Annotated in this window: 21 protein-coding genes and 1 pseudogene; 15 read left to right on the top strand and 7 right to left on the bottom strand. The window is 58.3% G+C overall.

Features of this window, described 5'->3' with window-relative positions; genetic code table 11:
* Positions 1-10 precede the first annotated feature (10 nt).
* The 6 genes from EHO01S_RS11860 (at position 11) to EHO01S_RS11835 (ending at position 7025) form a co-directional block, all read left to right on the top strand.
* Positions 11-715 carry a DUF484 domain-containing protein gene (locus tag EHO01S_RS11860; protein WP_024524155.1) on the top strand — a complete coding sequence of 235 codons (705 nt, stop codon included), beginning with the start codon at positions 11-13 and terminating at the stop codon, positions 713-715.
* Positions 712-1626 carry a tyrosine recombinase XerC gene (gene xerC / locus EHO01S_RS11855; RefSeq protein ID WP_024524154.1) on the top strand — a complete coding sequence of 305 codons (915 nt, stop codon included), beginning with the start codon at positions 712-714 and terminating at the stop codon, positions 1624-1626. Before EHO01S_RS11860 ends, xerC begins: the two co-directional genes overlap by 4 nt.
* Positions 1626-2342: a 5-amino-6-(5-phospho-D-ribitylamino)uracil phosphatase YigB gene (gene yigB, locus EHO01S_RS11850; protein ID WP_024524153.1), complete on the top strand. Its 717-nt coding sequence runs from the start codon at positions 1626-1628 to the stop codon at positions 2340-2342. The genes xerC and yigB overlap by 1 nt, the downstream gene beginning before the upstream one ends.
* 77 nt (positions 2343-2419) lie before the next feature.
* Positions 2420-4582 (top strand): DNA helicase II, encoded by a 2163-nt coding sequence (gene uvrD, locus EHO01S_RS11845; protein ID WP_024524152.1) that lies wholly within the window; start codon positions 2420-2422, stop codon positions 4580-4582.
* 330 nt (positions 4583-4912) lie between these two features.
* Positions 4913-5863, top strand: coding sequence for a magnesium/cobalt transporter CorA (corA, locus tag EHO01S_RS11840; RefSeq protein ID WP_005297140.1), 951 nt, complete (start codon positions 4913-4915; stop codon positions 5861-5863).
* A gap of 109 nt (positions 5864-5972) precedes the next feature.
* Positions 5973-7025, top strand: a complete 1053-nt coding sequence (locus tag EHO01S_RS11835; protein WP_024524151.1) for an AbrB family transcriptional regulator — start codon at positions 5973-5975, stop codon at positions 7023-7025.
* On the opposite strand, the gene rarD is transcribed toward EHO01S_RS11835, so the two are convergent.
* Entirely contained in the window at positions 7014-7904 is an 891-nt protein-coding gene (gene rarD / locus EHO01S_RS11830) for an EamA family transporter RarD (protein WP_024524150.1), read from the bottom strand. The two genes, EHO01S_RS11835 and rarD, sit on opposite strands and share 12 nt — an antisense overlap.
* A gap of 242 nt (positions 7905-8146) precedes the next feature.
* Between rarD and pldA the strand changes: the two genes are divergently transcribed.
* On the top strand, positions 8147-9046 hold the full coding sequence (pldA, locus tag EHO01S_RS11825; RefSeq protein WP_024524149.1) for a phospholipase A: 900 nt from the start codon (positions 8147-8149) through the stop codon (positions 9044-9046).
* 65 nt (positions 9047-9111) lie between these two features.
* The gene (gene recQ / locus EHO01S_RS11820) at positions 9112-10941 is read left to right on the top strand and encodes an ATP-dependent DNA helicase RecQ (RefSeq protein ID WP_024524148.1); all 1830 of its coding nucleotides are present in this window, start codon (positions 9112-9114) and stop codon (positions 10939-10941) included.
* A 43-nt stretch (positions 10942-10984) separates the two neighbouring features.
* On the opposite strand, the gene EHO01S_RS11815 is transcribed toward recQ, so the two are convergent.
* Positions 10985-11164 carry a hypothetical protein gene (locus EHO01S_RS11815; protein ID WP_024524147.1) on the bottom strand — a complete coding sequence of 60 codons (180 nt, stop codon included), beginning with the start codon at positions 11162-11164 and terminating at the stop codon, positions 10985-10987.
* A 153-nt stretch (positions 11165-11317) separates the two neighbouring features.
* Here EHO01S_RS11815 and rhtC point away from each other — a divergent pair, with 153 nt between their 5' ends.
* The gene (gene rhtC, locus EHO01S_RS11810; protein ID WP_024524146.1) at positions 11318-11926 is read left to right on the top strand and encodes a threonine export protein RhtC; all 609 of its coding nucleotides are present in this window, start codon (positions 11318-11320) and stop codon (positions 11924-11926) included.
* A gap of 107 nt (positions 11927-12033) precedes the next feature.
* Here the strand turns inward: rhtC and gntU are convergent, their stop codons facing one another.
* The 3 genes from gntU to gntR form a co-directional block, all read right to left on the bottom strand.
* Positions 12034-13371, bottom strand: a complete 1338-nt coding sequence (gene gntU / locus EHO01S_RS11805) for a gluconate transporter (RefSeq protein ID WP_024524145.1) — start codon at positions 13369-13371, stop codon at positions 12034-12036.
* A gap of 11 nt (positions 13372-13382) precedes the next feature.
* Positions 13383-13913, bottom strand: coding sequence for a gluconokinase (gene gntK / locus EHO01S_RS11800; RefSeq protein WP_024524144.1), 531 nt, complete (start codon positions 13911-13913; stop codon positions 13383-13385).
* Between the two features lie 205 nt (positions 13914-14118).
* Positions 14119-15117, bottom strand: coding sequence for a gluconate operon transcriptional repressor GntR (gene gntR, locus EHO01S_RS11795; protein WP_024524143.1), 999 nt, complete (start codon positions 15115-15117; stop codon positions 14119-14121).
* Between the two features lie 220 nt (positions 15118-15337).
* Between gntR and EHO01S_RS11790 the strand changes: the two genes are divergently transcribed.
* The 5 genes from EHO01S_RS11790 (at position 15338) to EHO01S_RS11770 (ending at position 22088) form a co-directional block, all read left to right on the top strand.
* Complete coding sequence (locus EHO01S_RS11790) at positions 15338-17650, top strand: zinc/cadmium/mercury/lead-transporting ATPase (RefSeq protein ID WP_024524142.1); 2313 nt, start codon at positions 15338-15340, stop codon at positions 17648-17650.
* Positions 17651-17777: 127 nt separating this feature from the next.
* Positions 17778-18812, top strand: coding sequence for a hypothetical protein (locus EHO01S_RS11785; RefSeq protein ID WP_035370533.1), 1035 nt, complete (start codon positions 17778-17780; stop codon positions 18810-18812).
* Complete coding sequence (locus EHO01S_RS11780) at positions 18812-19945, top strand: BamA/TamA family outer membrane protein (protein ID WP_024524140.1); 1134 nt, start codon at positions 18812-18814, stop codon at positions 19943-19945. The genes EHO01S_RS11785 and EHO01S_RS11780 overlap by 1 nt, the downstream gene beginning before the upstream one ends.
* Positions 19945-21078 (top strand): DUF4056 domain-containing protein, encoded by a 1134-nt coding sequence (locus EHO01S_RS11775; RefSeq protein WP_024524139.1) that lies wholly within the window; start codon positions 19945-19947, stop codon positions 21076-21078. The genes EHO01S_RS11780 and EHO01S_RS11775 overlap by 1 nt, the downstream gene beginning before the upstream one ends.
* A 110-nt stretch (positions 21079-21188) precedes the next feature.
* Positions 21189-22088, top strand: coding sequence for a carboxylate/amino acid/amine transporter (locus EHO01S_RS11770; RefSeq protein WP_024524138.1), 900 nt, complete (start codon positions 21189-21191; stop codon positions 22086-22088).
* Here the strand turns inward: EHO01S_RS11770 and metR are convergent.
* Positions 22003-22929, bottom strand: a pseudogene (gene metR, locus EHO01S_RS18380) (HTH-type transcriptional regulator MetR); the annotation flags it as partial. The gene EHO01S_RS11770 and the pseudogene metR sit on opposite strands and share 86 nt — an antisense overlap.
* 157 nt (positions 22930-23086) lie before the next feature.
* Here metR and metE point away from each other — a divergent pair.
* Positions 23087-25366: a 5-methyltetrahydropteroyltriglutamate--homocysteine S-methyltransferase gene (gene metE, locus EHO01S_RS11760; protein WP_024524136.1), complete on the top strand. Its 2280-nt coding sequence runs from the start codon at positions 23087-23089 to the stop codon at positions 25364-25366.
* A 57-nt stretch (positions 25367-25423) separates the two neighbouring features.
* Here the strand turns inward: metE and udp are convergent, their stop codons facing one another.
* On the bottom strand, positions 25424-26191 hold the full coding sequence (gene udp / locus EHO01S_RS11755; protein ID WP_024524135.1) for a uridine phosphorylase: 768 nt from the start codon (positions 26189-26191) through the stop codon (positions 25424-25426).
* Between the last annotated feature and the right edge of the window lie 145 nt (positions 26192-26336).

Below are 26336 nucleotides of genomic sequence, written 5' to 3'. Positions count from 1 at the left end.
GTAGGTAGCGATGAGTGAGAGCGAGAGCGACAACTGCCGTCAGTCAGAACTGGTTGACGCGCAGGTGGTGGCCTATTTGCAGCAGCATCCTGATTTTTTTATCCGTAATGCCCGTCAGGTCGAGCAAATGGTGATCCCGCATCCGGTGCGGGGTGCCGTGTCATTGTTGGAGTGGCAGTTAGGGCGTCAGCGTCAGCAGATTGCGGCATTGGATCGGGAGATCGACCAACTTATCGAGTTAGCGCGGGACAATGAGCGTTTGTTCGCTAGCCTATTAACGCTGCAAAGCCAGCTGGCGTCGGCCGCGACGTTGGATGATTGCTTACAGCGCCTACAGCGCTGGGCTCGCTCGTTAGGCCTGTCTGGCGCTTATGTTCGCTTGTTCTCTGACCGCTGGCGTCTGGGCGCCCCGTCACGCTTTACGCATCTGGCGATCGCCCGGGCGGATGTGGAGTTATTACGTATCCAGCGCTTAGGCGATGCTAATCACTATTTGGGGCCTCTCAACGGCCAAGAGTTATTGCTCCTGTTGCCGCAGGCACGTCATGTCGGTTCGGTGGCGTTGTCGTTGATGGGCGATTTCGCCGATCTCGGGCTGTTGATTTTCACTAGCGCCGATGCTCAGCACTATCAACAGGGGATGGGAACCGAGCTGTTGGCACAGTTGGCCCGCCTACTTCCTCCCATGCTAACGCGCTGGATTGAACGGCAATGAACAATGCGTTACCCGAGACGTTGAACGCGCCGGTGACGGCATTCCTGCAAATGTTGCGTGTTGAGCGGCAGCTCAGCCCGCGTACGGTTGACACGTATCGCCGCCAGTTGGCGGCGATCATCGCGTTATTGCCGGAGGTTGGCGTCACGGATTGGCCCGCTTTGGATTCAGCCCGGGTGCGAGCCCTGGTGGCCCGTAGTCGCCGCCAAGGACTGGAGCCGGCCAGTCTGGCGTTACGGTTGTCGGCGTTGCGTAGTTTCCTCGATTGGCAAGTCAGTTGCGGTACGTTGGCGGCTAACCCGGCCAAAGGCGTCGCAGCGCCGCGGCAGGGGCGTCATTTGCCGAAGAATCTAGATGTGGATGACGTCAATCGCCTGTTGGAGATCGATGAAAGTGATACGCTGGCGGTACGCGATCGCGCGATGCTGGAGTTGATGTACGGTGGCGGGCTGCGTCTGTCCGAGTTGGTGGGGCTGGACTGTCGTCATCTCGATCTGGCAACGGGCGAGGTGTGGGTCGTGGGTAAGGGTAGCAAAGAGCGACGTCTACCGGTTGGGCGTGAGGCGGTGCGTTGGGTCGAGAAATGGCTGGCGTTGCGTGGAGCATTACAGCCGCAGGACGATGCACTGTTTATTTCCAGCCGTGGTGGACGCATCTCGCCGCGAAATGTACAGAAGCGTTTCGCCGAATGGGGGGTGAAGCAGGGCGTTACCAGCCATATTCATCCACATAAGCTGCGCCACTCTTTCGCCACACATCTGCTGGAGTCGAGCGGCGATCTGCGGGCCGTGCAGGAGCTGCTGGGGCATGCCAATCTTTCGACGACGCAAATCTACACCCACCTCGATTTCCAGCATCTGGCTAACGTGTATGATGCGGCCCATCCCCGCGCGAAAAGAGGGAAAACGTGATGCATTTCTACCGAGCTTTGCAGCGTCCCGCGGCGTTGACTTTCGACCTCGACGATACGCTGTACGATAATCATCCGGTGATCGTGCGCAGCGAGCAGGCTGCGCTCGACTTCTTGCGCCATCGTTTTGCGCCGTTGCAGGATTTCCAGAGCGCTGACTGGCAGCGGCTACGCGCTGAGCTGCGAGCCAGCGATGCGGAAATCTACCATGACGTGACCCAATGGCGTTGGCGTGCGGTGCATGAGGCATTGCGGCGTGCAGGCTTCTCACTACCGGCGTGTCGCCATGGCGCCGATGAAGCGTTGGCCCACTTTGCTGAGTGGCGTAGCCGCATCGCGGTACCCGACGAGACCCATCGCGTCTTGGGATTGCTGGCCCAACAGCTGCCGCTGGTGGCGATCACTAACGGCAATGCCGATCCGGCGCGTTGTGGACTGGGCGACTATTTTCGCTTCGTGTTACGCGCCGGCCCAGATGGGCGTGCCAAACCTTACGGTGACATGTATCTGGCTGCGGCTCGCCGTTTGTACTTGGCTCCCGCTCAGTTACTGCATGTCGGTGACGATTTGACGACCGACGTCGCTGGCGCACTGCGTAGCGGCGTGCAGGCGTGCTGGATTAACGATCGCGCCCGCTCGTTAATGCATGCCGCCGATAGCCGCCTGTTGCCCCATGTTGAGATTTCGCGGTTGGCTTCGCTGCTCGCACTGATATAATTCCCAGCAGAATCTGTATAAATCTCCAGTAAAATGGCCCCAGTGGTGCCATTCTCCCAGCGAAAAGACGGTGCCCTATGGACGTATCTGACCTGCTTGAAAGCCTGAACGATAAACAGCGCGAGGCGGTTGCCGCGCCCCGTAGCAACCTGCTGGTGCTGGCGGGAGCGGGCAGCGGTAAGACACGCGTCCTGGTACACCGCATCGCCTGGTTACTGGCGGTGGAGCACTGCTCACCGTTTTCCATCATGGCGGTTACCTTTACCAACAAGGCGGCGGCGGAGATGCGTCATCGCATCGAGGCCCTGATCGGCACCAGCCAAGGGGGAATGTGGATAGGCACCTTCCATGGCTTGGCGCATCGTTTGCTGCGAGCTCATCATTTGGATGCCGGTTTGCCGCAGGACTTTCAGATCCTCGATAGCGAGGATCAGTTGCGTCTACTCAAGCGACTCATCAAGGCGATGAATCTGGATGAGAAGCAGTGGCCGGCGCGTCAGGGCATGTGGTACATCAACGGTAAGAAGGATGACGGTCTACGCCCACAGCACATTGAGAGCTATGGCAATCCGGTGGAGCAGACGTGGCTGCGCATCTACCAGGCCTATCAGGAGGCGTGCGATCGCGCGGGATTGGTGGACTTTGCCGAACTGTTGTTGCGTGCCCACGAATTGTGGCTGCACAAGCCGCAGATCCTCGACCACTATCGCGCCCGCTTCAGCAATATTCTCGTGGATGAGTTTCAGGACACCAACCGTATTCAGTACGCGTGGATCCGCATGTTAGCCGGCGACAGTGGGCGGGTAATGATCGTCGGCGACGATGATCAGTCGATCTATGGCTGGCGTGGTGCTCAGGTGGAGAACATCCAGAAATTCCTCGATGACTTCCCCGGTGCACAGACTATTCGCCTGGAGCAGAACTATCGCTCCAGCGGCAATATCCTGCGTGCGGCCAACGCCTTGATCGAGAATAACGATGGGCGTCTGGGTAAGAAGTTGTGGACAGAGGATGGCGAAGGGGAGCCTATCTCGTTGTATTGCGCCTTTAACGAGTTGGATGAGGCACGCTTCGTGGTGAATCGCATCAAGGCCTGGCAGGATAACGGCGGTGCGTTAAAAGAATGCGCCATTCTGTACCGCAGCAACGCCCAGTCGCGCGTGCTGGAAGAGGCATTGCTACAGGCGGCGACGCCCTACCGTATCTATGGTGGGATGCGTTTCTTCGAGCGTCAGGAAATTAAAGATGCCTTGGCCTACCTGCGTTTGCTGGCCAACCGTAACGATGATGCGGCCTTCGAGCGGGTGGTGAATACTCCGGTACGCGGCATCGGCGATCGGACGTTGGATGTGGTGCGCCAAACGGCGCGCGACCGCCAGCTCACGTTGTGGCAGGCGACACGTGCGCTGTTGCAGGAGCAGGTCTTCCCTGGACGCGCGGCCAATGCCTTGCGTCGCTTCCTGGAGCTGATCGACGCCCTGGAGCAGGAGAGCCTCGATTTGCCGTTGCATGTCCAGACCGATCGGGTGATCCGTGACTCTGGTCTGCGCCAGATGTATGAGCAGGAGAAGGGTGAGAAGGGGCAGACGCGTATCGAGAACTTAGAGGAGCTGGTGACGGCGACGCGCCAGTTCAGTTATGAGGATGACGACGAGAATTTGCCGCCGCTGCAAGCGTTTTTGTCCCATGCTGCCCTCGAATCCGGAGAGGGGCAGGCTGATGCCTACCAGGATGCGGTGCAACTGATGACCCTGCATTCCGCCAAGGGGCTGGAGTTTCCCCAGGTGTTTATCGTCGGCATGGAGGAGGGGATGTTTCCCAGCCAGATGTCGCTGGATGAAGGGGGACGACTGGAGGAAGAGCGCCGTCTGGCCTATGTCGGGGTAACCCGTGCGATGCGCAAGTTGACCCTGACCTACGCCGAGAGTCGCCGTCTGTACGGCAAAGAGGTGTATCACCGACCTTCACGCTTTGTCGGCGAGTTACCGCAGGCGTGTGTCGAGGAGGTCCGGTTGCGCGCCAGCGTGTCGCGTCCTGTTAGTCATGCCCGTCTCGGGACACCGCTCAGTCAGAGTGACAGTGGCTATCGTCTGGGGCAGCGGGTAGTCCATGCCAAGTTTGGCGAGGGGACGATCATCAACCTGGAGGGGAGTGGTGAACATACCCGTCTACAGATCGCTTTTAAAGGCGAGGGGATCAAGTGGTTGGTCGCCGCCTATGCTCGGTTAGAGACCTTGTAACAGGCGCCGTTCGGCCCGCTACGATGCGGGCCGGTGATTTATGCGGAAGTCTGTTGACAGCCTTTTTCTTGTCGGCGTAACATGCGCGCACGAATAATCTGTGAGGAGATACGCCTTGGACACACCCAGTAGATGCTGGCTCATTGGACCCGTACGCGGGTGCAACTTCTAAGGCTATCCACCGATGCTGATGGCCTTAGTGGTTGTCAGCGACCTTTTATGCGTCGCAGAGTCAGATCTGATATGGTCTGAAACAGGCAGGTGACGTACCCCCGGTTTGTTTCCCGTGCTCCATGCGTGATCCTGAAGTCACCGCAACGGAGTTAAAGCATGCTAAGTGCATTTCGTTTAGATAACTGCCGCTTATCCCGTATGGAGCTGGATGACACAGACAATCTCACGGCATCGCTGTGGGTGGATCTGGTTGAACCAGAAGAGGATGAGCGTCAGCGCGTACAGCGCGAGCTGGGCCAGAGCCTGGCCACCCGTCCCGAGCTTGACGACATCGAGGCCTCCGCGCGTTTCTTCGAAGATGAGGATGGCCTGCACATTCACTCCTTCTTCTACTATGAAGACGCGGAAGATCATGCGGGCAACTCCACCGTCGCCTTTACCATCCGTGAAGGGCGTCTATTTACCCTGCGTGAGCGTGAGTTGCCGGCATTCCGCCTCTATCGCATGCGGGCGCGCAATCAGACGCTGGTGGATGGCAACGCCTATGAGCTGTTGCTGGATCTGTTTGAGACCAAGATTGAACAGTTGGCCGATGAGATCGAAAACATCTACAGCGATCTGGAGAAGTTGAGCCGAGTGATCATGGAGGGGCAACAAGGCGACGAATATGATGACGCGCTCTCGACCTTGGCGGAGCTGGAAGATATCGGCTGGAAGGTACGGCTGTGTCTGATGGATACGCAACGCGCCCTTAACTTCCTGGTGCGTAAAGCGCGTTTACCGGCTAGCCAACTGGAGCAGGCGCGTGAGGTGCTGCGCGATATCGAGTCGCTGTTGCCGCATAATGAATCGCTATTCCAGAAGGTGAACTTCTTGATGCAAGCGGCGATGGGCTTTATCAACATCGAGCAAAACCGCATCATCAAGATCTTCTCGGTGGTATCCGTGGTGTTCCTGCCGCCGACGCTGGTGGCTTCCAGTTATGGGATGAACTTTGAGTTTATGCCCGAATTGAAGTGGTCATTCGGTTATCCCGGTGCCATTCTGTTGATGATCCTGGCGGGCTTGGCACCCTATCTCTACTTTAAGCGTAAGAAATGGCTGTAAACAGCCGTTGCTCCTCTTACTGATGACGGCCCCGAGTGGGCCGTTATTATTTTTGCTGCAATCCAAGGGGAGAACAGCGCTTATCATCATCTGAAAACGAGGAGGGGAGATGGAGCGGTTGCGCACACAGGGGCAGTGGGCGGTGCTGGCGGCTTTTTCTCTGGCGCTAGGTATGTTGTTTCTGTGGCTACGTCTACCTGCGGCACTATTGCTGGGGCCGATGCTAGCCGCCGTGGTGATGGGATTACGCGGGGCCACCATTCGAGTTCATGGCTTGGCGATGCCGTTGGCGCAGTCTATCTTGGGCTGCATGATCGCCCGGTCACTTTCTCTCTCGCTGTTAACTCCTCTGCTGGATGACTGGCCGATCGTGTTGCTGGTACTGCTATGTACCCAGCTATGTAGCGCCGTGGCCGGTTGGCTATTGGTTCGTTTGAGCGATCTTCCGGGGCCGACGGGAGCTTGGGGATCGTCGCCCGGTGGGGCATCGGCCATGGTGGCGATGGCTGGTGAGTTCGGTGCCGATGTGCGACTGGTGGCTTTTATGCAGTATCTGCGGGTGTTGTTCGTTGCGACAGCGGCGGCGTTGGTGGTGCGTCTCGGCGTGGGCGATACGCCGCATGCGGGTAGCACACCGCCTTGGTTTCCCCCCTTGGGGTGGGAGTTTGCCGCGACGCTGCTGATCGCTGGAGCGGGAGGTTGGCTAGGGAGGCGCCTGCATATTCCCGCTGGCGCGCTGTTGCTTCCGATGCTGATCGGCGCGTTGTGCAATATGACAGGGATACTGATGCCACAGACGCCGGAGTGGCTGTTGGTTATCGCCTATACCTTGATCGGCTGGCATGTCGGCCTGCTGTTCACCCGGGCTATTTTTATTCTAGCGTTACGTACCTTGCCACAGATCCTACTGTCGATCGCTACGCTGATGGTGTTGTGTGCCATGATGGCGTGGGGCCTGACGCAGGTTTTACCCATTGATCCCCTTAGTGCCTACCTGGCGACCAGCCCGGGCGGGCTGGATACCATCGCCATTATCGCTGCGGGCAGTCAGGTGAATCTGGCTTTTGTCATGGCGTTACAGGTGTTACGCCTCTTTACCATCCTGTTGATCGGACCACCGATGGCGCGTTGGATCTCGCGCCATGCCGTGTCATCGCCGTAGGCGTCGCTGGGTGTAGAGTGCGTCGAGGATAAACAGTAGCAACGCGCTCCAGATGAAGCCGAAGGCGATCAGCTTATCGCTGGTCATCTGTTCGCCGTAGTAGAGGGTTGCCAACAGAAACATCAGTGTCGGGCCGAGGTATTGGAAGAAACCCAGGGTCGAGAGGCGCAGACGCGTGGCGGCGGCGGTAAAGCACAGTAGGGGCACGGTGGTGATGATGCCCGCGGCGATCAGTAGCAGGTTTAATGAGGCCGAGTTAGCCGTCAGATGGCTGGTCGGTGAGTCGGCGACGCCGAACAGATAATAGAGTGCCAACGGCAATAGCCATAGGGTCTCCATCAACATCCCGCTCTGGGCATCGATGGCGATCTTCTTACGCAGCAGGCCATAGAAGGCGAAGCTAAACGCCAGGCCGAGGGCGATCATCGGCACGGATCCGAACTGCCACAGTTGCACCATGACGCCGATGATGGCCAATCCGACGGCCAACCATTGCATCCGGCGAAAACGCTCGCCAAGAAAGAGCATTCCCAGTAATACGTTGACCAAAGGATTAATAAAATAGCCCAGGCTGGCTTCCAGCATGTGGTTATGGTTCACTGCCCAGATATACAGCAGCCAGTTACCGCCGATCAGGCAGGCGCTGAGTGCGAGCAGGGCGATCTTATCCGGGCTATGGCGCAGGGTATACAGCTGTCGCCAATTGCGGCCGATGGCCAGCAAGATCAGCATAAAGAAAAATGACCAGATGACGCGGTGGGTTAGGATCTCGGTCGCCGGCACTTGCTGGATCAGCTTGAAGTAGATCGGCGCGATCCCCCAGATCAGGTAGGCGGTCAGTGCCAGCAGGATCCCCTGGCGGGTGTGTTGTGTGTCCATGTCGGTGTTCTCGTCGCGTCCAGCAGAATAGTGAGAGAAGGAGTCTACTGTATTTTTCCGTAAAGCCTCTGCATTAAAATGGCGGCGCAGATGCTGCGCGTGCCAGTGCGTTGCCGATGAGTGGGAATAGCATCGGCTGGCGATGCCAATGAGTGAGGCTAGGGGAGTGCCGGGCGCCATCCATGCGCTCTCTGGCATGTTTTGCCCGTTGTGGGCGGTGTATTTCAATGAGTGATGCGGTGATGAATGAAGTAAAAAAACAGAGGATCTCGGGGCGGACATGGATGGTGGCCGGGTTTGTGTTATTACCGTTAGCGGTACAAGCCGATGAGAAGTCAGAGGCGACTCAGGCACTGCAACATAACGAAGGGGTGATCGCCAATATGTTGCGGCAGTATGACAACCCGTTCACGCTCTACCCCTATTCGACCAACTATGTGTTGTATACCCAGACCAGCGATATCAACAAGCAGGCGATCAGCTCCTATGATTGGGGCGATCAGGCGAAGAAGAACGAGATTAAATTCCAGATCAGCTTGGCGTTTCCTATCTGGCGCGGTATCGCGGGTGAAAACTCGGTGCTTGGTGCTGCCTATACGCAACAGTCGTGGTGGCAAGCCTTTAACCGTAGCGAATCCTCTCCCTTCCGTGAGACTAACTATGAGCCGCGTCTGTTCCTCGGTTGGGCTGCCGATTATGCGCTACCCGGCGGTTGGTCGCTGCGCGATATCGAGGTCGGGGCGGTGCATCAGTCTAACGGCCGCGCCGATCCGACCTCGCGTAGCTGGAACCGGGTCTATACCCGCCTGCTGGCGCAGAACGGGAATTTTCAGCTGCAACTGATGCCGTGGTATCGCCTCCCGGAGAGTCCGAGTAAGGACGATAACCCGGACATCACCAAGTATATGGGGTACTACGAGGCGGAAATGGGCTATCGCTGGGGCGAGAGCGTCTTCAGTCTGCGTGGCCGCTACAACTGGAACAGCGGCTATGGTGCGGCGGAGCTGGGGTGGAGTTATCCGTTGAGCCGCCATGTACGTTTTTATACCCAACTATTTAGCGGTTATGGAGAGTCGCTGATCGATTATAACTTCCGTCAGACCCGTTTCGGGGTCGGCATCATGCTGAACGATATCCTGTAACGCGGGACAAAACCGGCGTGTACGCCTAAAATAGCGCCGGTATTTTTGGCTTGATGGGGAGCAGTGTGGCAACGGCAGCGGTGATCGATTCAGAGAGGCTGGCTGAGCGGGTATTGAAAGATACCTTCGGCTATCAGCAATTTCGCCCAGGGCAGCGAGCGATCGTCGAAGCAGCGATCGCGGGGCGTGACTGTCTGGTCGTCATGCCGACCGGAGGGGGAAAGTCCCTGTGTTATCAGATCCCGGCGTTGGTGCGGGATGGATTGACCATTGTCGTCTCGCCCTTGATCTCGTTGATGAAGGATCAGGTCGATCAGTTGCAGGCGAATGGTGTCAATGCCGCCTGCTTGAACTCGACCCTTAGCCGTGAGCAGCAGCAGGCGGTCTACGCCGGTTGTCGCAGCGGTGAGATCCGCCTGTTGTACATTGCCCCTGAACGCCTAATGATGGATAACTTGCTGGACACACTGCCACAGTGGCACCCTACGCTGCTGGCCGTTGATGAGGCACACTGTATCTCGCAATGGGGACATGATTTCCGCCCAGAGTACAGTGCGTTGGGACAGATCAAACGACGCTTTCCTGAGATGCCGGTGATCGCCCTGACGGCGACCGCCGACGACGCAACCCGCCAAGATATCCTACGTCTGCTCGACTTGCGCGATCCGCTGGTGCAGGTCAGCAGTTTCGACCGACCCAACATCCGTTATACCCTGATTGAAAAGTTTAAGCCGTTGGATCAGTTGTGGCATTTCGTGCAGTCGCAGCGAGGGAAGTCCGGCATCATCTATTGTAACAGCCGCGCCAAGGTCGAAGACACCGCCGCACGTTTGCAGAGTCGCGGTCTGAGCGTCGCGGCCTATCACGCCGGATTGGAGAATGGGCGGCGTGCCGAGGTACAAGAGGCGTTCCAGCGTGACGATCTACAGATTGTGGTAGCGACGGTGGCGTTCGGCATGGGGATCAATAAGCCGAATGTGCGCTTCGTGGTGCATTTCGACATTCCGCGCAATATCGAGTCCTACTATCAAGAGACCGGACGTGCCGGGCGCGATGGCTTACCCGCCGAGGCGTTGCTGTTTTACGATCCGGCCGATATGGCCTGGTTACGCCGCTGCTTGGAGGAGAAACCGGAGGGAACGCAGAAAGAGATCGAACGCCATAAGCTAAATGCGATGAATGCCTTCGCCGAAGCGCAGACCTGCCGTCGTTTGGTCCTGCTGAACTATTTCGGTGAGGGGCGTCAGGAGAGCTGTAATAACTGCGATATCTGCCTGGATCCGCCTAAGCGTTATGATGGTCTGGTCGATGCACAGAAGGCGCTTTCTACCGTGGCACGTGTCGGACAGCGTTTCGGTATTGGTTATGTCGTCGAGGTCCTGCGCGGCGCGAACAGCGCGCGCATCCGCGAGTTAGGGCATGACAAGCTATCGGTCTATGGTATTGGTCGTGAACATACCACCGAGCACTGGGTAAGTATTCTACGCCAACTGATCCATCTGGGATTAGTGACGCAGAACATCGCCCTGCATTCTGCGTTGCAACTGACCGAGGCGGCACGCCCGGTGTTGCGTGGTGAGGTGGCATTACCGCTGGCGGTGCCGCGCGTGATTAACCTGAAGGCGCGTAGCAGCACACAGAAGAGCTATGCGGGCAACTACGACCGTAAGCTGTTTGCCAAGCTACGCAAGCTGCGTAAGGCGATCGCCGACCAGGAAAATATCCCGCCTTATGTGGTCTTTAACGATACGACCTTGTTGGAGATGGCGGAGCAGATGCCGCTACGGGCGGGCGATCTGCTCAGTATCAACGGTGTCGGTCAGCGTAAGCTGGAGCGCTTTGGCGCGCCCTTTATGTCCTTGATCCGCGAACATCTTGATGAGGGTGAGGCATAAGCGGGATCTGCGGCATTTTTGCAGCGTTAGCTGCCATCCCGCATCAGAGGCGATACGCCGCTTGGCGGCGAAGTTGTCCATAACCGCAGGCCATGCCTTCCATCACGGAGACGGTGCCATCCCGCAGACTGAAGTCGGTCTGCCGCACTAGCGCCTGCGCCGCCAACGCGTTATTGATATAGCGCGTACTGAGTAGCCGTGGGGTGAGTCCGACGATGTGCATGACGAGCTTCTCATTCCTGGCGTAATAAGATCCGTGTGCAGGGCGCGGTGGGCTCAAATTGTCGACATAATGGACAGTAGGTGATTAATCTGCGCACACATCAGTTGTCAACGATGTTAGCATGGATAAACCTTACGCTATGAGCGACCTCACATGATGCTCTTTCTCACCGTTGCCGTGGTACATCTGCTGGCGCTGATGACACCCGGTCCCGATTTTTTCTTTGTCTCTCAAACGGCGTTGAGCCGCTCGCGCGCAGAGGCGTTGCGTGCGGTGATCGGCATCTCGTTGGGCGTCGTAGTGTGGGCCGCGGTAGCGTTGATGGGGTTGCACCTATTGCTACTGAAGATGGCCTGGTTGCAGCGCATCATCACGCTCGGTGGTGGTCTCTATCTGTGTTGGATGGGCTGGCAGATGTTATGTGCCGCCCGCCGCCCAGTGTCGGATGACGCGCCGCGGTTGGCGCCGCTACATGGCAGCGCCTTTTGGCGCGGCGTATTGACCAATCTCTCTAACCCTAAAGCGGTGATCTACTTTGGCTCGGTCTTCTCGTTGTTTGTCGGCGATGAGGTAGGAGTAGGGCAACGTCTCGGTCTGTTTGTGTTGATTGTCGCCGAGACGGTGCTCTGGTTTAGCCTGGTAGCGTCGGTCTTTGCCCTGCCGGTGATGCGCCGAGGGTACCAGCGTTTGGCGCGTTGGATCGATGGTGTCGCCGGGAGCTTGTTTACCGCCTTTGGTTTGCATTTGATCCTGACGCGCTAAGCTGAGTCGCGGGCGCAAATAACGGCGCTATTGTCGGTTGCGCGGGGGCGGGAAACGAAAAAAACGGGGCGCGATATTCGCGCCCCGTCGTGTTTTATGCGTTCGACTTACAGTGCCATGAAGAACAGCATGCCGACGATTGCGCCGGTGGTCCCCAGGATGGTCTCCATCACCGACCAGGTCTTCAGTGTCTGGGCCTCGGTGGCGCCGGTAAACTTACCGTACAGCCAGAAGCCAGAGTCGTTGACGTGACTCAGGACGATGGAGCCGCCAGCGATACAGACGGACAGGGCCGCCAGTTGGGCACCGCTGTAGCCCAGTTCACCGATGACCGGCAGCACGAGGCCGACGGTAGTTAGGCAAGCGACGGTCGCAGAGCCCTGGATGACACGTACCGCGGCGGCCAGGACGAAGCAGGCGATGGCGATGGGTAGGCCCGCACCGATCAGGGAGTTGCCCAGGGCCGGACCAACGCCAGAGTCCACCAGGACCTGCTTGAATACGCCACCGGCACCGGTGACCAGCAGGATGATACCGGCCGGCTGGATGGCGGCGGAGCAGATATCCATCACCTTCTCCTTGCTCATGCCGCGGCGGATAGCCAGGCCATAGGTGGCGACCAGGCAGGCCAGCAGGATAGCGGTGAACGGATGGCCGATGAACTCCAGCCACTTGTACAGTTCGGAGCCCTGCTCGACAAAACGGGCACCGATGGTCTTCAGACCGACCAGCACCAGCGGGAACAGTACCAACGCCAGGCTGAAGCCGAAGGAGGGCAGTTGGCCCTTGCCCAGGCTCGGCTCTTGGATATCTTTCGGCAGTTCAAGGGTGACGTGTTTGCTGATGAAGTTACCGTACAGCGGGCCCGCTAGGATCATGCCCGGGATGGCGGCGCACAGCCCGATCAAGATCATCCAGCCGTAGTCGGCACCCATCTGGGAAGCCAGCAGCATCGGTGTCGGCCCCGGCAGCAGGAAAGCGGCGGCCCCGGCGACACCGGCGAACAGCGGGATTGCCAGTTTAACTACGTTGCCGTTGGTGCGGCGTGCCACGGCGAACACCACGCCAATCAACAATACGATGGCGACATCAAAGAACAGCGGTAGGGCGCAGACCAGGCCGGCGATACCCAGCGCGTAGTGCGCACGCTTCTCGCCGAAGCTCTTTAGCAGGCGAACGGCGATCTGATCCAGGGCACCGGTTTCGTGCAGGATCTTACCGAACATGGCCCCCAGCGCCACCACGATGGAGAGGAACCCCAACGTGCCGCCCATGCCGTTTTGCATGGTCTGGGCGATTTTATCGATGGGCATACCGGAGAAGATCCCGGCGCCGATGGACACCAGCATCAGGGCGACGAAGGCGTGCATACGCGCTTTCATCACCAAGAACAGTAGCAGCAGCACGGAGCCGACTGCGGTCATTACGAGGGTTAAAGTACTCATCGTCAGGGCTCCTAGGCAATGATGGATTTAATGGTGTTCAGGGTGCTGGCGACGACGCCGTCCAGCGACTGGCTGATATCGATGGCGTGAACGTCACGCTCTTCGGCCGTCGGCTCTTCTAATGCATCGAACTGAGAGACCAACATTTGTGGCTTGAAGAAGTGTCCTTTACGCGCCGACAGACGGCTCTCGATCAGGGCGAAATCCCCCTGGAGGTAGATGAACGAGAGGTTGGTGTTACCGTCGCGCAACATGTCGCGGTAACGCTTCTTCAACGCCGAACAGACGATCAGCGAGACTTCGTTGGTGCGCTGCATGGCGAAGACGGCATCGTTGAGGGCTTGGAGCCACGGCGTACGATCCTCATCGTTCAGCGCATGGCCGTCGGCCATCTTACGAATATTGGCGCGTGGATGCAGGAAGTCACCATCCAGGAAGGCGGCACCCAGCTGCTGGGCGACGGCGCTGGCGACGGCGGACTTACCGCTGCCGGAAACGCCCATCAGAACAAAGACGTGTTTTTGTTGTTGGCTTGCGCTCATGCTGTATTCCCCGGTTGGCGGCAAGATGCCGCGCAATCAATGTTACTGGTAACTGTTATGGGTAACATTCTCTGGTGAGCTGGAGAGATTAGCAACAAATGTTAAATAGTATGATTAATAAGTGTGATGCCTCTCGCAGTTGATCGTGAGGATGCTAGGCGGTCGCGGCGGCGACCGTCGAGATGTGCGCGAGGGGGATAACGCGTTAGATACTGCCGCCGTGCAGCAGGGTGAAGCCGAGGTCGATCATGGCGCCATCGTGGCCGGGTTCGCCGCGTAGGCGGGCCAGCAGACATTCCGCCGCCAATTGTCCCATCTGTTGGCGTGGGGTGAGTACGCTGGCGATCTGCGGTTCCATCACTTGGCCGATATCGTGACCGTGGAAGCCGGCGATAGCCATATCCTGCGGGATACGCAGTCCCAGACGCTGGCACTCAAAGGCGGCGCCAACGGCCAGGTCATCGTTAGTGCAGAAGATACTGTCCATCTGCGGATAACGCTTCAGCGCTTCGCGCAGTAGCTCGCCGCCGACGGAGTAGGAGGAGCTGCGTGGGATCATGACGCTGTGCGGCTCCAGTCCGGCAGCGCGCATGGCCAACTCATAGCCTTGTTGTTTCATCACTGTACGTTCGTCGAGGCGGGCACCGAAGTAGACGGTGTGGCAATGACCACGCGCGATGATCGCCTGGGTCATCGCCCGCGCCGCCTCGACATTGTCGAAGCCGACTGCCATATCCAGGCAGGGCGAGACACTGTCCATCAACTCTACCACCGGAATACCGGCGATCTCGATCATTTTCAGGGTGCGTGGCGTATGGTCACGCTCGGCGAGGATCAACCCATCGATATTGTAAGAGAGCAGCGAGGTGAGGCGCTCCTCTTCTTTCTCTTTGCGGTAGCCATAGTGGGCCAACATGGTCTGGTAGTGGTGTTGGTCGGTGACACTTTCGATGCCGCGTAACACCTCGGCGAAGACCTGGTTGGTCAACGAGGGCAACAATACCCCGATGGCACGGCTGGTGGCGTTGGAGAGAATATCGGGCGCTCGATTGGGGATATAGCCCAGTTCATCCAGCGCGACGGCGATTTTGCCGCGTAGCGGAGCGGAAACCAGCTCAGGATTACGCAAATAGCGGCTAACGGTCATTTTAGTGACGCCGACGCGATCGGCTATATCCTGTAATACGGGGCGCTTTTTCTTCATTTTCAATGAAATATAAACTCTTTATCGGAGTCATTCAGTGTAACAAAAAATCGTGCCGCCAGCATGGTTTGGCGGTGGCTTTCTGACCTCGATATTGTCAACTCGCACAGGTGCTAGCAGTAGAAAAAGAATATTTCTCATTTGCGTCTTGACTCTAGAGTCGACTCCAACCTGTAGAGTGGGCAATAACGCGATATGGGGAACGATGCGAGGAGGAGGTATGACCCATAACCCTATTCATGCAAATGGCGTTGACGCGGCCTGTGGTTGCGGCCATCAGCATGCGGCGACACAACATGGTTGCAGCCGCCCGAGTCAAGGAAAACGCGGGTTGACGATCCACATGGCGTCACCGTTGGCCCCTGCAAGCGACGGTGCTTGTTGTCTGGCTGTGCATGGTCATGACGGCGCCGAGGAGGACGCCGATCCTCACCCCCTACCGCCACTGACCTCCGGACGTCAGCGTTTTAGCTGGCAGATAACCGGAATGGATTGCCCCAGCTGTGCACGGAAGATCGAGACGGCAGTCAGCCAGCTTGCTGGTGTGGAGCGTGCCGCGGTGTTGTTCGCCACGCAACGTCTGGTGGTGGATGCTCAGCAAGATATCTCAACAGCGGTAGAGCGGGCGGTACGTCAGGCCGGATTTAGTCTGCAAGCCGCCGGGACTAGGCCGACGCAAGGCGTGGCGTGGCATTGGCGCGAGGCAGCTCCGCTGCTGCTCTTGGTCGGGCTGATGTCGCTGAGTTATGCCCTCGAGTGGGTGAATCCGCAGTGGGGGCGGGTGGCCTTTATCGCGACCACCTTGGTCGGTTTAGCGCCGATCGCGCTGAAAGCGCTCAGGCTGATACGTAGTGGCAGCTACTTCGCCATCGAGACTCTGATGAGTGTCGCCGCGTTGGGCGCCTTGTTTATCGGCGCGACGGAAGAGGCAGCGATGGTACTGCTGCTGTTCATGCTGGGGGAGCGCTTGGAGTCTTACGCCGCCAACCGGGCGCGCAAGGGGGTGAGCGCTCTGATGGCGTTGGTGCCGGATGAGGCGCTGGTGATTGTGCAGGGAGAGCGGCGCACACTGCCGGTCGCCGCATTGCGCCCTGATATGGTGATTGAGGTCGCCCCTGGCGGGCGCTTACCCGCCGACGCCGAACTGTTGCAAGATGGCGTTAGCTTCGATGAGAGTGCGCTGACCGGAGAGTCGCTACCGGTGGAGCGTCAGCGAGGCGAGCGCGTCCCGGCTGGGGCGCTGGTGGTCGATCGGGTATGTCGTCTACGGGTAATTTCCCAGCCCGGGCAGAACGCCATTGATCGGATCTTGCAACTGATTGAGGAAGCGGAAGAGCGTCGCGCGCCGATTGAGCGCTTCCTCGATCGTTTTAGTCGCTTCTATACGCCGGCGGTGATGTTGTTGGCGTTGCTGGTGATCCTGATCCCGCCATTGGCCTTTGCCCAGCCCTGGGATACTTGGATCTACCGTGGGCTGACGCTGTTATTGATCGGTTGTCCATGCGCCCTAGTGATTTCGACGCCGGCGGCCATCACCTCCGGCTTGGCTGCCGCCTCGCGTCACGGCGCGTTAATTAAAGGCGGCGCGGCGCTGGAGCAGTTGGGGCGGGTGCGTACCATCGCTTTTGACAAAACCGGTACCCTGACGCAAGGCGCGCCGCAAGTGAGTGCGGTGAGCGCACGGGATGGCGTCTCTGCCGAACGGGTGTTGACGTTGGCGGCGGCAGTGGAGGTCGGCTCTCATCACCCGCTGGCCAAGGCGGTGCTCCAGGCCTGTGAGCAACGGGGACTGGCCGTGGTGCAGGCTGAGGCCTGCCAGGCGCGCGCGGGTGTGGGTGTCGAGGGCTGGGTCGATGGCGTGCGGGTGCAGGTGGTGGCACCGGGGCGTTTGGAAAGCGACATATTATCTGAAAGTATGTTGGCGCAGATTACCGCCTGGGAGGCGCTTGGGCAGACGGTGGTGGTCGTGTTGCATGATAGTCAGGCCATCGGGGTGATCGCCATGAGCGATACCTTGCGCCCGGATGCGCGCGAAGCGCTGGATGCATTACGTGCGCTGGGGATCGAGGCCGTGATGTTGACGGGGGATAATCCGCGTGCGGCAGCGGCTATCGCTGGCTCGTTGGGTATTGCATACCGTGCCAGCTTGTTGCCGGAGGATAAGGTACGTGAGGTAGAGGCGCTTAGCCAACGCGCGCAGACTGCGATGGTCGGCGATGGTATCAACGATGCGCCGGCGATGAAGGCGGCCAGTATCGGCATCGCCATGGGTGGAGGGACCGATGTGGCCTTGGAGAGCGCGGATGCGGCGCTTACCCATAATCGTCTGCTGGGGCTGGCACAGATGATCACCCTGTCGCGGGCGACCCATGCCAATATTCGTCAGAACATCACCTTAGCCTTGGGACTGAAAGGGATTTTCTTGATCACCAGCCTGCTAGGGATCACCGGGCTGTGGTTGGCGGTATTAGCCGACTCCGGTGCGACGGCCTTGGTGACGGCCAACGCCTTGCGTCTCTTGCGTCGGCGCTAAGTCATAACGTGCGTATCACCTGCGGGGGATACGCACGTTATGTTGCACGAAATTACACTCATTTACTGTTATACTCCGCACCTACTTTTTATTCCTATCCATATTTATTATTTATCACCTTAACAAAATGAATAATCGCGCATTGCTGTTCTGCCTGTCTGGCGTACTGATGAGCGGTGTTGTCCATGCGGCTACGCAGGAGATCCCGTCTGAAGTTAGTGCCACTCTCCCTACTTACTATGGTCTGCCACAACAGACCCACACGGCGGGCAGCAAATCCTCTGTTCCAGCGCAGTCTAGCGAGTCGCCGGTTGAGCGTTCGCTGTTGCCCATCTGGGGGGACGAGGCGCGCGCACGCGGCTACGAACTGCCCGAGCCCTTCGGTATTAATGTTAACTATATGAATATGCGCCAGAATATCGTGGTGGATAGCATTAGTTTTAGTGGGTTAGAAATACCATCTTTCCCAGGGCTGCCGGGAGTGCCATTACCATCTGATTTTATTAATATTAAAGTGGGTAATACTCGTCAACAGAGTAAGACCGAGACGATCAAGCTGGATGCGTGGCTATTCCCGTTTATGAATATTTATGGGGTAGTGGGTCATACGCGAGGTAGCTCGCTATCTAAGATCGATGTTTTACTGAGAGATGGTCATACACTGTATAGCAATATCGATTTTAAACTGAATTTTAAGGGAACTACCTACGGTGCCGGTACGGTTTTCGCCGGCGGCTATGGTAACTGGTTCGGTCTGGTCGATATGAACTATACCCAGACCCGCTTCGATATTCTCGACGGTAGCATCGACGCCTTCACCCTGTCGCCGCGTGTCGGTTACCGCTTCATCACCCCCGGCATCGATACCATCGGGTTGCCTAACGGCAAGCTTAGCCTGTGGGTCGGCAGCATGTACCAGGATGTACAGCAGGAGTTCAAGGGCAACATTAACGATCTGTCGATGCCGTCAGAGCTACAGGGAATGATTGATTTGGTGAATACAAAAGGGCAAGGTCGCTTCGATGTACGCCAGCATCTGTCGTCGCCGTGGAACGTGCTGATTGGCGCACAGTATGAAATCACCCGTAACTTTAACCTGACGACCGAAGTGGGCTTCGCCGAGCGTAATAGCTTCTTCATCGCCGGAGAGTATCGCTTCTGATGCGTTATCTCCTGCGTGGGTTGACTCTGCTCTGCACGCTCTCGCCGTTGGCGGGAGCCGCGGCGTTGTTACCGACACGTGCGCAGGTTGATAGCTGGTTGACGCAATTGGGCGGTGACGATCGTTTCGACCCCGACAAGGGGATCGATTGGGGAGTGTTACCGGGGCCATTCTTCAATCCCGAGCTGGGGCTTGGGTTAGGCGCGGCGGTAGCGGGGCTCTATCGACCCGATGCGACGGATACGGTGAGCCAAAACTCCAGCATCACCCTCAGCGGTTATATCAGCTCGACCGGCGCTTTCGGTTTGGGGCTTCGTAACTACAGTTTCTTCGCCGATGATCAGTGGCGTATTTTTATCACTGGTGGAATCAGTGACACGCCGACCTACTATTGGGGGCAAGGCTTCCGAGCGGGTGCCGACGACGATGGCCGGCAGAAGTACACGGCGCAGTCGCTGCGCTTGCAGCCTGACGTCCTCTACCGTCTGGCGAACCAGACGTACGTCGGTATGGGCTGGTCGCTGTCGATGATGCATGCTGCCGACGTCAAGTCGACCGATCGCCTGGCACAGATCCCTTATGGTCGCGCCGTATCCAGCTCTGGACCGAGCCTGTCACTTCAGTATGACAGCCGAGATTTCGTTCCCAATCCCCGCCGCGGTATGTTGGCGAGCTTGCGCTATACCCACTACATGCCGGAGGTGGGCAGCGATACGCGCTTCGATAACATCATGGCACGCTTTAGCGCTTACCATGCTTTGGATGAGCAACGTGTGCTGGCCTGGGAGGTTGATGGGGAGTTTACCCAGGGTGATGTACCATGGAACATGTTGCCATCGCTAGGCAGCGATCAGCGGATGCGCGGCTATTACCAGGGACGTTATCGTGATCGTAATTTGATCAGTTCGCAGTTGGAATACCGGCAGAAGCTGAATTGGCGCCATGGCGTTGTCGTTTGGGGGGGGGCCGGCACCATGGGGCCTAATGTGCGTGAGCTGGGGAGCAGCCGTTGGTTGCCGACCATCGGCGTCGGTTACCGGTTTGCCTTTAAGCCGGGCATTAATATTCGTTTGGATTATGGTATTGGCCGTGCGAGCAGCGGCTTTTATTTTCAGGTGGGAGAGGCGTTTTGATGGGAACGCTACGGGGATGGTGCGCGTTGCTGCTGCTTTGCAGCGCTACGGCTGGCGCCTTCGGATTGCCGATGAGTCTCGACTTGGCGCAGTTGCAGCCGCAACAGGCGACACACGCTTGGCCAGTGAGCGCGCCATTGCCGCCCCCGGATGGCTTACGCCCTTGCTGCGCCTTCGGTTATGACCTTAACGCCGAAGCATTGGGGGTTCCGATCCCTTTTTACCGGCTGAACAACGTGATTGAAGCGGATACGCTGGGCAACCACCGTTACAACGACAGCCTGTTCGGCGCTTTGGCCAGCTTGGCCGGGCTGGGCAATGAACACAATGGCCTATTGTATACGCGACGGGGCGGTTTTATCGATATGGCGCATGTGCGTGATAGCGCCGATATGACGGCCTATATTTTTAGTCAACTCTATCCACGCCTCGGTCAGGCATTTCAGTTGGATCTGGGCGATGAGTTGGCGCAGCGCTGGCTGGTGTTCAACGCCTTTACTCCACCGATGGAGGCGCAGGAGCGCTATACTCTGGCGGCCTACTTGGCGGCGCGGCTGGCATTTCAGGTGGCGGCCTGGCACGAGATCGCTCAGTGGTATGGTTACGAGTCGATCCGTGGCTTTTCCGAGGGAGTGTCGGCTTTTTCCCCGGAGGATCTGTATTCCAATCTGTTGGGGACACGCCTGGCGTTGCAGTTGATCCTGAATGGGCATCTGGCCTCGATGGGGCAATACAACGCCGCGATGATGACGCTGTTACCTCAGGCATTGTGCCAGCTCCAGGCACAACCTGCCGTATTGACGCGTTTTCAGTTTGACATGCTGGATGGCCGCTGGTGGGACAGTCATCAGGCGGTGCCGCAGAAATTTCTGGTGCTGAAACGTAACTACGACACCGCGGTCGATCGCCTGCCGACACCGGTGCCTGGCGAACTGGCGCCACCACTACGCCTGATGCTGCCGACCCGGCTGTATCACTATGATCTGGCCGATTTAGGTGAGTTGCGCCTGTTAACGGGCGATGCGATGAAGCGCCTACCCACGCCCGCCGCCTATTACACCTGGCGCGATTTCGATCGTTTGGCCGAGTTCGCGCGGGAACAGGATAGCGTACAACTGTCGCGCAAGCGCTAAACGCGTGTGATAGCCGAATTGTTGTTCATCGGTAAACCAACTCCGCACGGCGGCGTGCCGCGTCCTTGGGTAGAATGGCGCCCATCGAAGATAATGGATGGATCGCTGTCGTGTTGCTGTTGCTGATGACCACGCTATTGTGGGCCTTTTCCTTTAGTCTGATCGGTGTCTATCTGGCGGGCCAGGTCGATAGCTGGTTTGCTGTATTGGTGCGTGTCGCGTTGGCGGCGCTGGTTTTCCTGCCCTTTCTTCGTTGGCGGGGAGTCCGTCCGCGTCAGGCGCTGGCGTATATGTCGGTTGGTGCCTGTCAATTGGGGCTAATGTACCTGTTCTACTATCCCGCGTTCCTCTATCTGACAGTGCCAGAGGTGTTACTGTTCACCATCATGACACCGTTATATGTCACGCTGATCTACGATCTGTTACAAGGACGACGTTTGCGTCCTGGTTATCTGGGCAGTGCCCTGCTGGCGGTTCTGGGGGCGTTGATCATCCGTTATAACCCGCTTAGCTCACAATTTCTGTTTGGCTTCGCTCTGATCCAGGGGGCCAACCTATGCTTCGCGCTAGGGCAGGTGGGATATAAGCGCCTGATGGAAGTGATGCCGTTGCCTCAGTATCGCGCCTTCTCCTGGTTCTACTTGGGGGCGCTGGCGGTGGCACTTCCCGCCTGGTGGCTGTATGGCAATGTTCAGCAACTTCCCAGCACGCCGGTGCAGTGGGGGATCTTGCTGTGGCTAGGTATCGGAGCCTCAGGGCTGGGATATTTCATGTGGAACTACGGCGCCACTCAGGTGGATGCCGGCACTCTGGCGATCATGAACAATGCGTTGATCCCGGCTGGGCTGCTGGTCAACCTCGCCATTTGGCAGCAGCATCCCGACTGGCTCAGACTGACGCTGGGGGGGACGGTGATCGCCCTGTCACTCTGGGTACACCGGCGCTGGGTCGTGCCACATCGCGCACAAACGGCAGCTGATCGCAGGCATGGCGGCGTGTCTGCTGAATAAAGCTGTGCATCACCGGTTGGCGTTGTTCGCCGGTGCGGAGCGCCGCATATAGCCGTCGCCACAGCCCCCCGCCTAATGGCCGGGTGAGCAAGGCTCCCTGACGCTCGCCGTTATCGGCGACCCAATGCGGTAGGGCGGCGACGCCCATCCCCGCGGCCACCATCTGTAGCAGTAGCAACGTATTATCGACCGGTTTCCAGCGCGGTGTAATACCGTTCGGCTGTAGAAAATGACTCCAGATATCCAGGCGTTGATGCGCCACCGGATAGATCAACAGCGTCTCTTGTGCCAGATCCTGCGGGCGGATCATCGCCCGCCGTGCCAGTGGGTGACTAGGTGCCATCACCAGACGCACCTCATAGTCGAAGAGTGACGCGTAGTGCAGGGTACTGCGCGGCAGGATATCGGAGGTGAGCACCAGATCCAGCTCACCACGTTGCAGCGCTGGCTGTGGATTGAAGGTGACGCCGGAATGGAAGTCGAGCGTCACCTGAGGGAAGGCGGCCTGAAACTGGTTCAGGGCTGGCGTCAGCCATTGAATGCAACTGTGACACTCGATAGCCAGACGCAACGTCTGGCATGCCGGTGCCTGGCACTGCTGCAATGCCTGTTGAACTTGCGGCAACACGTGTTGCGCCAAAGCCAGTAAGGTTTCTCCCTGGGGAGTCAAGCGCAAGGGTTGACTCTTACGCACGAACAGGCGGTATCCCAAACGCTGCTCCAGATCACTAAACTGGTGGGACAAGGCTGACTGAGTCTGGTGTAGCTGGGCGGCGGCGGCGGCCAGCGAGCCATAGCGATGTAGCGCTTGAAGCGTCCGGAGGTGTTTCAGTTCGATCATGAGAAACCTTCAATCAATGTGTGAACAGATTGCGCTTGAGTCCTCTACACTACCTGTCGATTATGGATGTGTAAACATCTGGATGGCTAAACATCCGTAATGGCATATCGATTGCAGTTACTGCCGGTCGATATGCGAGATTGAGAGGGGAAAGAAGATGACGGTAATCAGCCATACCTTAGGTTTTCCACGCATTGGTCTACAACGCGAATTAAAGAGCGCATTGGAGAATTATTGGGCCGGCAATGCCTCATCACAGACGCTCTTGGCCTGTGGCGCCGAGCTGCGGGCGCGGCATTGGCGACAACAGCGGGAGGCTGGTGTCGACCTCCTGCCGGTAGGCGATTTTGCCTGGTATGACCATGTCTTGGCGACCAGTCTGATGTTGGGCAATGTGCCGGCACGTCATCGGCGCGTCGATGGGGCGATTGACCTGGATACTCTGTTTCGCATCGCGCGCGGTCACACCTCAGGAGGCCAGCCCATCGCCGCGGCGGAGATGACTAAGTGGTTTAACACCAACTATCACTACATCGTGCCGGAGTTTACGCACGATCAGCACTTTTCATTAGGCTGGTGTCAGTTATTGGATGAAGTCGACGAGGCGCTGGCGCTGGGCCACCGAGTGAAGCCGGTGTTGCTGGGGCCGCTGACCTACCTGTGGTTGGGTAAGGTGAAGGGTGAGCCCTTTGATCGTCTCAGCCTACTCGATAGGTTACTGCCTGTTTATCGTCAGGTGTTGGAGGCGCTGGCCGCGCGCGGTGTGACGTGGGTTCAACTGGATGAGCCGGCACTGGTGCTGACATTGCCACCGGCGTGGCGCGCAGCTTACCAACGGGCTTATCACTCCCTACAAGGAACGGTAAAGCTGCTGTTGACCACGTACTTTGGCGCTATCAGCCACCATCTGCCGCTGATCCGCACGCTGCCGGTGCAGGGGCTACATGTTGATTTGGTTCAGGGGAACGATGATCTCGCGCACCTGCACCAGGCATTGCCGCCAGACTGGGTGCTGTCGTTAGGCGTGATCAACGGGCGCAACGTCTGGCGCGCCGATCTAGTCGATTGGCAGCAGCGCCTGCAACCCTGGGTCGGTTCGCGTCCACTATGGGTAGGGAGCGCCTGTTCATTACTGCATTCTCCCATCGATCTGGCGGCAGAAAGCGAACTGGATGAGGAGGTGCGCAGTTGGTTCGCTTTTGCTCTGCAAAAGTGCGCAGAATTGGCGTTGCTGACACGCGCGCTCAATGCGCCGGAGCAGGGTTTGGCCGCTTTACAGGACTATAGTGCGCCGTTGTATCGGCGCCGCCACTCCGCCCGGGTACATAACCCGGCGTTGGCTGAGCGCTTGGCAGCATTGACTGAGGCGGATATGCAGCGTGCCAGCGCCTATCCACTGCGGGCGCACCGTCAGCGACAACGCTTTCATTTGCCCCGCTGGCCGACGACCACTATCGGTTCGTTTCCTCAGACATCGGCTATCCGAGCGCTGCGTCGTGATTTCCGGCGCGGTACGCTGACTGCACAGCGCTATCAGCACGGGATCGGCGAGCAGATCGGCCTGGCCATCCGTGAGCAGGAGTGGTTGGGACTGGATGTTTTGGTGCATGGTGAAGCCGAGCGTAACGATATGGTGGAGTATTTTGGTGAACAACTGGCGGGATTTGCCTTCACTCGCCATGGTTGGGTTCAGAGTTATGGTTCGCGCTGCGTTAAACCACCGGTGATCATCGGTGACATCAGTCGCCCCGCCCCGATCACTGTCGAGTGGGCGACCTTCGCCCAGGCACAAACCTCGCGTCCGGTGAAAGGGATGCTGACCGGGCCGATCACCATGTTGTGTTGGTCGTTTCCTCGCGAGGATCTGCCGCGTGAGGTGATCGCGCGCCAACTGGCCCTGGCGTTGCGCGATGAGGTCGACGATTTGCAGCGGGCGGGGATCGGTATCATCCAGATCGATGAGCCGGCGTTGCGTGAGGGGTTACCGTTGCGTCAGGAAGCGTGGGCGGCGTATCTGGATTGGGCGGTGGCGGCGTTCCGTCTGACGGCGGCGGTGGCGCGCGACGACACGCAGATCCACACCCACATGTGTTACTGCGAATTTAACGACATCATGGCGGCAATTGCAGCGCTGGATGCTGATGTGATCACCATCGAGACGGCCCGTTCGGATATGGAGCTGCTGGAGGCGTTCGCACGTTTCGACTATCCCAATGAGATTGGTCCTGGGGTATATGACATCCATTCACCGAATGTGGCGCAAGAGGCGGCGATGGTGGCCTTGCTGCGCAAGGCGGCAGAGCATATTCCTGCCGAGCGGCTGTGGGTGAATCCCGATTGCGGATTAAAGACTCGTACCTGGGTGGAGACGCGCCAATCCTTAGCGAATATGGTGGCGGCGGCGCGTCGCTTACGGGAGGAACAAGCGGTAACGTAAGCGACGCAATGCATCAGGCCGGGCGATGCCCGGCCTGAATAACGCGGATGCTAGCGCTTATGCCGCCAACAGACGACGGGCGGCCTCGACCACGATACGTACCGCATGGGATTCGGTCTGCTTCATGGTTTCGGCGTTGGGGATCTCTTGCTGGGTGCGATTGACGATAACCCCAGCGACCATCCCGGCGCGCAGCCCTTGGCTGGCGCACATGGTCAGCAGGGTGGCGGATTCCATTTCGAAGTTCATGACCCCCATCTCCTGCCACTCCTTCATCGAGCCACGGAAGCGACGGGTGACACGTCCAGAGAAGGTATCGTAGCGTTCCTGGCCTGGGTAGAAGGTGTCAGAGGAGGCGGTGACGCCGATGTGGGTCGTGGCGCCGACGGCGTGAGCCGCATCGACCAGGGCGGTGGTGCAGGCGAAATCGGCTACAGCCGGGAACTCCATCGGCGCGAAGTGCAGGCTGGCGCCATCCAGGCGCACCGAGGCGGTCGTGACCAGGACATCGCCGACATTGATATGCGGTTGAATGGCTCCCGTGGTGCCGACACGCAGGAAGGTGCGGATACCGAGCTGCGCCAACTCCTCGACGGCGATGGAGGTCGACGGACCGCCGATGCCGGTGGAGCAGACGATGACGGCCTTGCCATCCAGTTCGGCACGCCAGCTGGTGAATTCACGATGCGAGGCCAGCTTGACCGGATTCTCCATCAGTTTGGCAATTTTTTCTACGCGCTCCGGGTCGCCGGGCACGATGGCCAGTGAGGCGCCGTGCAGATCGCTCTTGGCCAGTCCGAGGTGAAATACTTCAGGTTTAGACATCGCTGCTGACTCCTGTGTCATCGTTTATCCTCCAGTGAGGAACAAGGGATCACTCTACTGAAGTTTATCGGACAAATGCGTGATTTGAATCACTCCGCGTGAAGAAACAACCTCATAATCGACAAAATAATGTGACAATTTTCAC

The organism is Edwardsiella hoshinae NBRC 105699 = ATCC 33379 (genome assembly GCF_000474215.1).
GTDB classification, from domain to species: Bacteria; Pseudomonadota; Gammaproteobacteria; order Enterobacterales; family Enterobacteriaceae; genus Edwardsiella; species Edwardsiella hoshinae.
The sequence above is the reverse complement of the archived record's forward strand: the minus strand, read 5'-3'. Positions and strand labels throughout refer to the sequence as shown.

Excerpts from the sequence above, each read along its gene's own strand:
- EHO01S_RS11860 (WP_024524155.1), top strand. The coding sequence starts at position 11 with ATGAGTGAGAGCGAGAGCGACAACTGCCGTCAGTCAGAACTGGTTGAC.
- xerC (WP_024524154.1), top strand. The coding sequence starts at position 712 with ATGAACAATGCGTTACCCGAGACGTTGAACGCGCCGGTGACGGCATTC.
- yigB (WP_024524153.1), top strand. The coding sequence starts at position 1,626 with ATGCATTTCTACCGAGCTTTGCAGCGTCCCGCGGCGTTGACTTTCGAC.
- uvrD (WP_024524152.1), top strand. The coding sequence starts at position 2,420 with ATGGACGTATCTGACCTGCTTGAAAGCCTGAACGATAAACAGCGCGAG.
- corA (WP_005297140.1), top strand. The coding sequence starts at position 4,913 with ATGCTAAGTGCATTTCGTTTAGATAACTGCCGCTTATCCCGTATGGAG.
- EHO01S_RS11835 (WP_024524151.1), top strand. The coding sequence starts at position 5,973 with ATGGAGCGGTTGCGCACACAGGGGCAGTGGGCGGTGCTGGCGGCTTTT.
- rarD (WP_024524150.1), bottom strand. The coding sequence starts at position 7,904 with ATGGACACACAACACACCCGCCAGGGGATCCTGCTGGCACTGACCGCC.
- pldA (WP_024524149.1), top strand. The coding sequence starts at position 8,147 with ATGAATGAAGTAAAAAAACAGAGGATCTCGGGGCGGACATGGATGGTG.
- EHO01S_RS11815 (WP_024524147.1), bottom strand. The coding sequence starts at position 11,164 with ATGCACATCGTCGGACTCACCCCACGGCTACTCAGTACGCGCTATATC.
- rhtC (WP_024524146.1), top strand. The coding sequence starts at position 11,318 with ATGATGCTCTTTCTCACCGTTGCCGTGGTACATCTGCTGGCGCTGATG.
- gntU (WP_024524145.1), bottom strand. The coding sequence starts at position 13,371 with ATGAGTACTTTAACCCTCGTAATGACCGCAGTCGGCTCCGTGCTGCTG.
- gntK (WP_024524144.1), bottom strand. The coding sequence starts at position 13,913 with ATGAGCGCAAGCCAACAACAAAAACACGTCTTTGTTCTGATGGGCGTT.
- gntR (WP_024524143.1), bottom strand. The coding sequence starts at position 15,117 with ATGAAGAAAAAGCGCCCCGTATTACAGGATATAGCCGATCGCGTCGGC.
- EHO01S_RS11790 (WP_024524142.1), top strand. The coding sequence starts at position 15,338 with ATGACCCATAACCCTATTCATGCAAATGGCGTTGACGCGGCCTGTGGT.
- EHO01S_RS11785 (WP_035370533.1), top strand. The coding sequence starts at position 17,778 with ATGAATAATCGCGCATTGCTGTTCTGCCTGTCTGGCGTACTGATGAGC.
- EHO01S_RS11780 (WP_024524140.1), top strand. The coding sequence starts at position 18,812 with ATGCGTTATCTCCTGCGTGGGTTGACTCTGCTCTGCACGCTCTCGCCG.
- EHO01S_RS11775 (WP_024524139.1), top strand. The coding sequence starts at position 19,945 with ATGGGAACGCTACGGGGATGGTGCGCGTTGCTGCTGCTTTGCAGCGCT.
- metE (WP_024524136.1), top strand. The coding sequence starts at position 23,087 with ATGACGGTAATCAGCCATACCTTAGGTTTTCCACGCATTGGTCTACAA.
- udp (WP_024524135.1), bottom strand. The coding sequence starts at position 26,191 with ATGTCTAAACCTGAAGTATTTCACCTCGGACTGGCCAAGAGCGATCTG.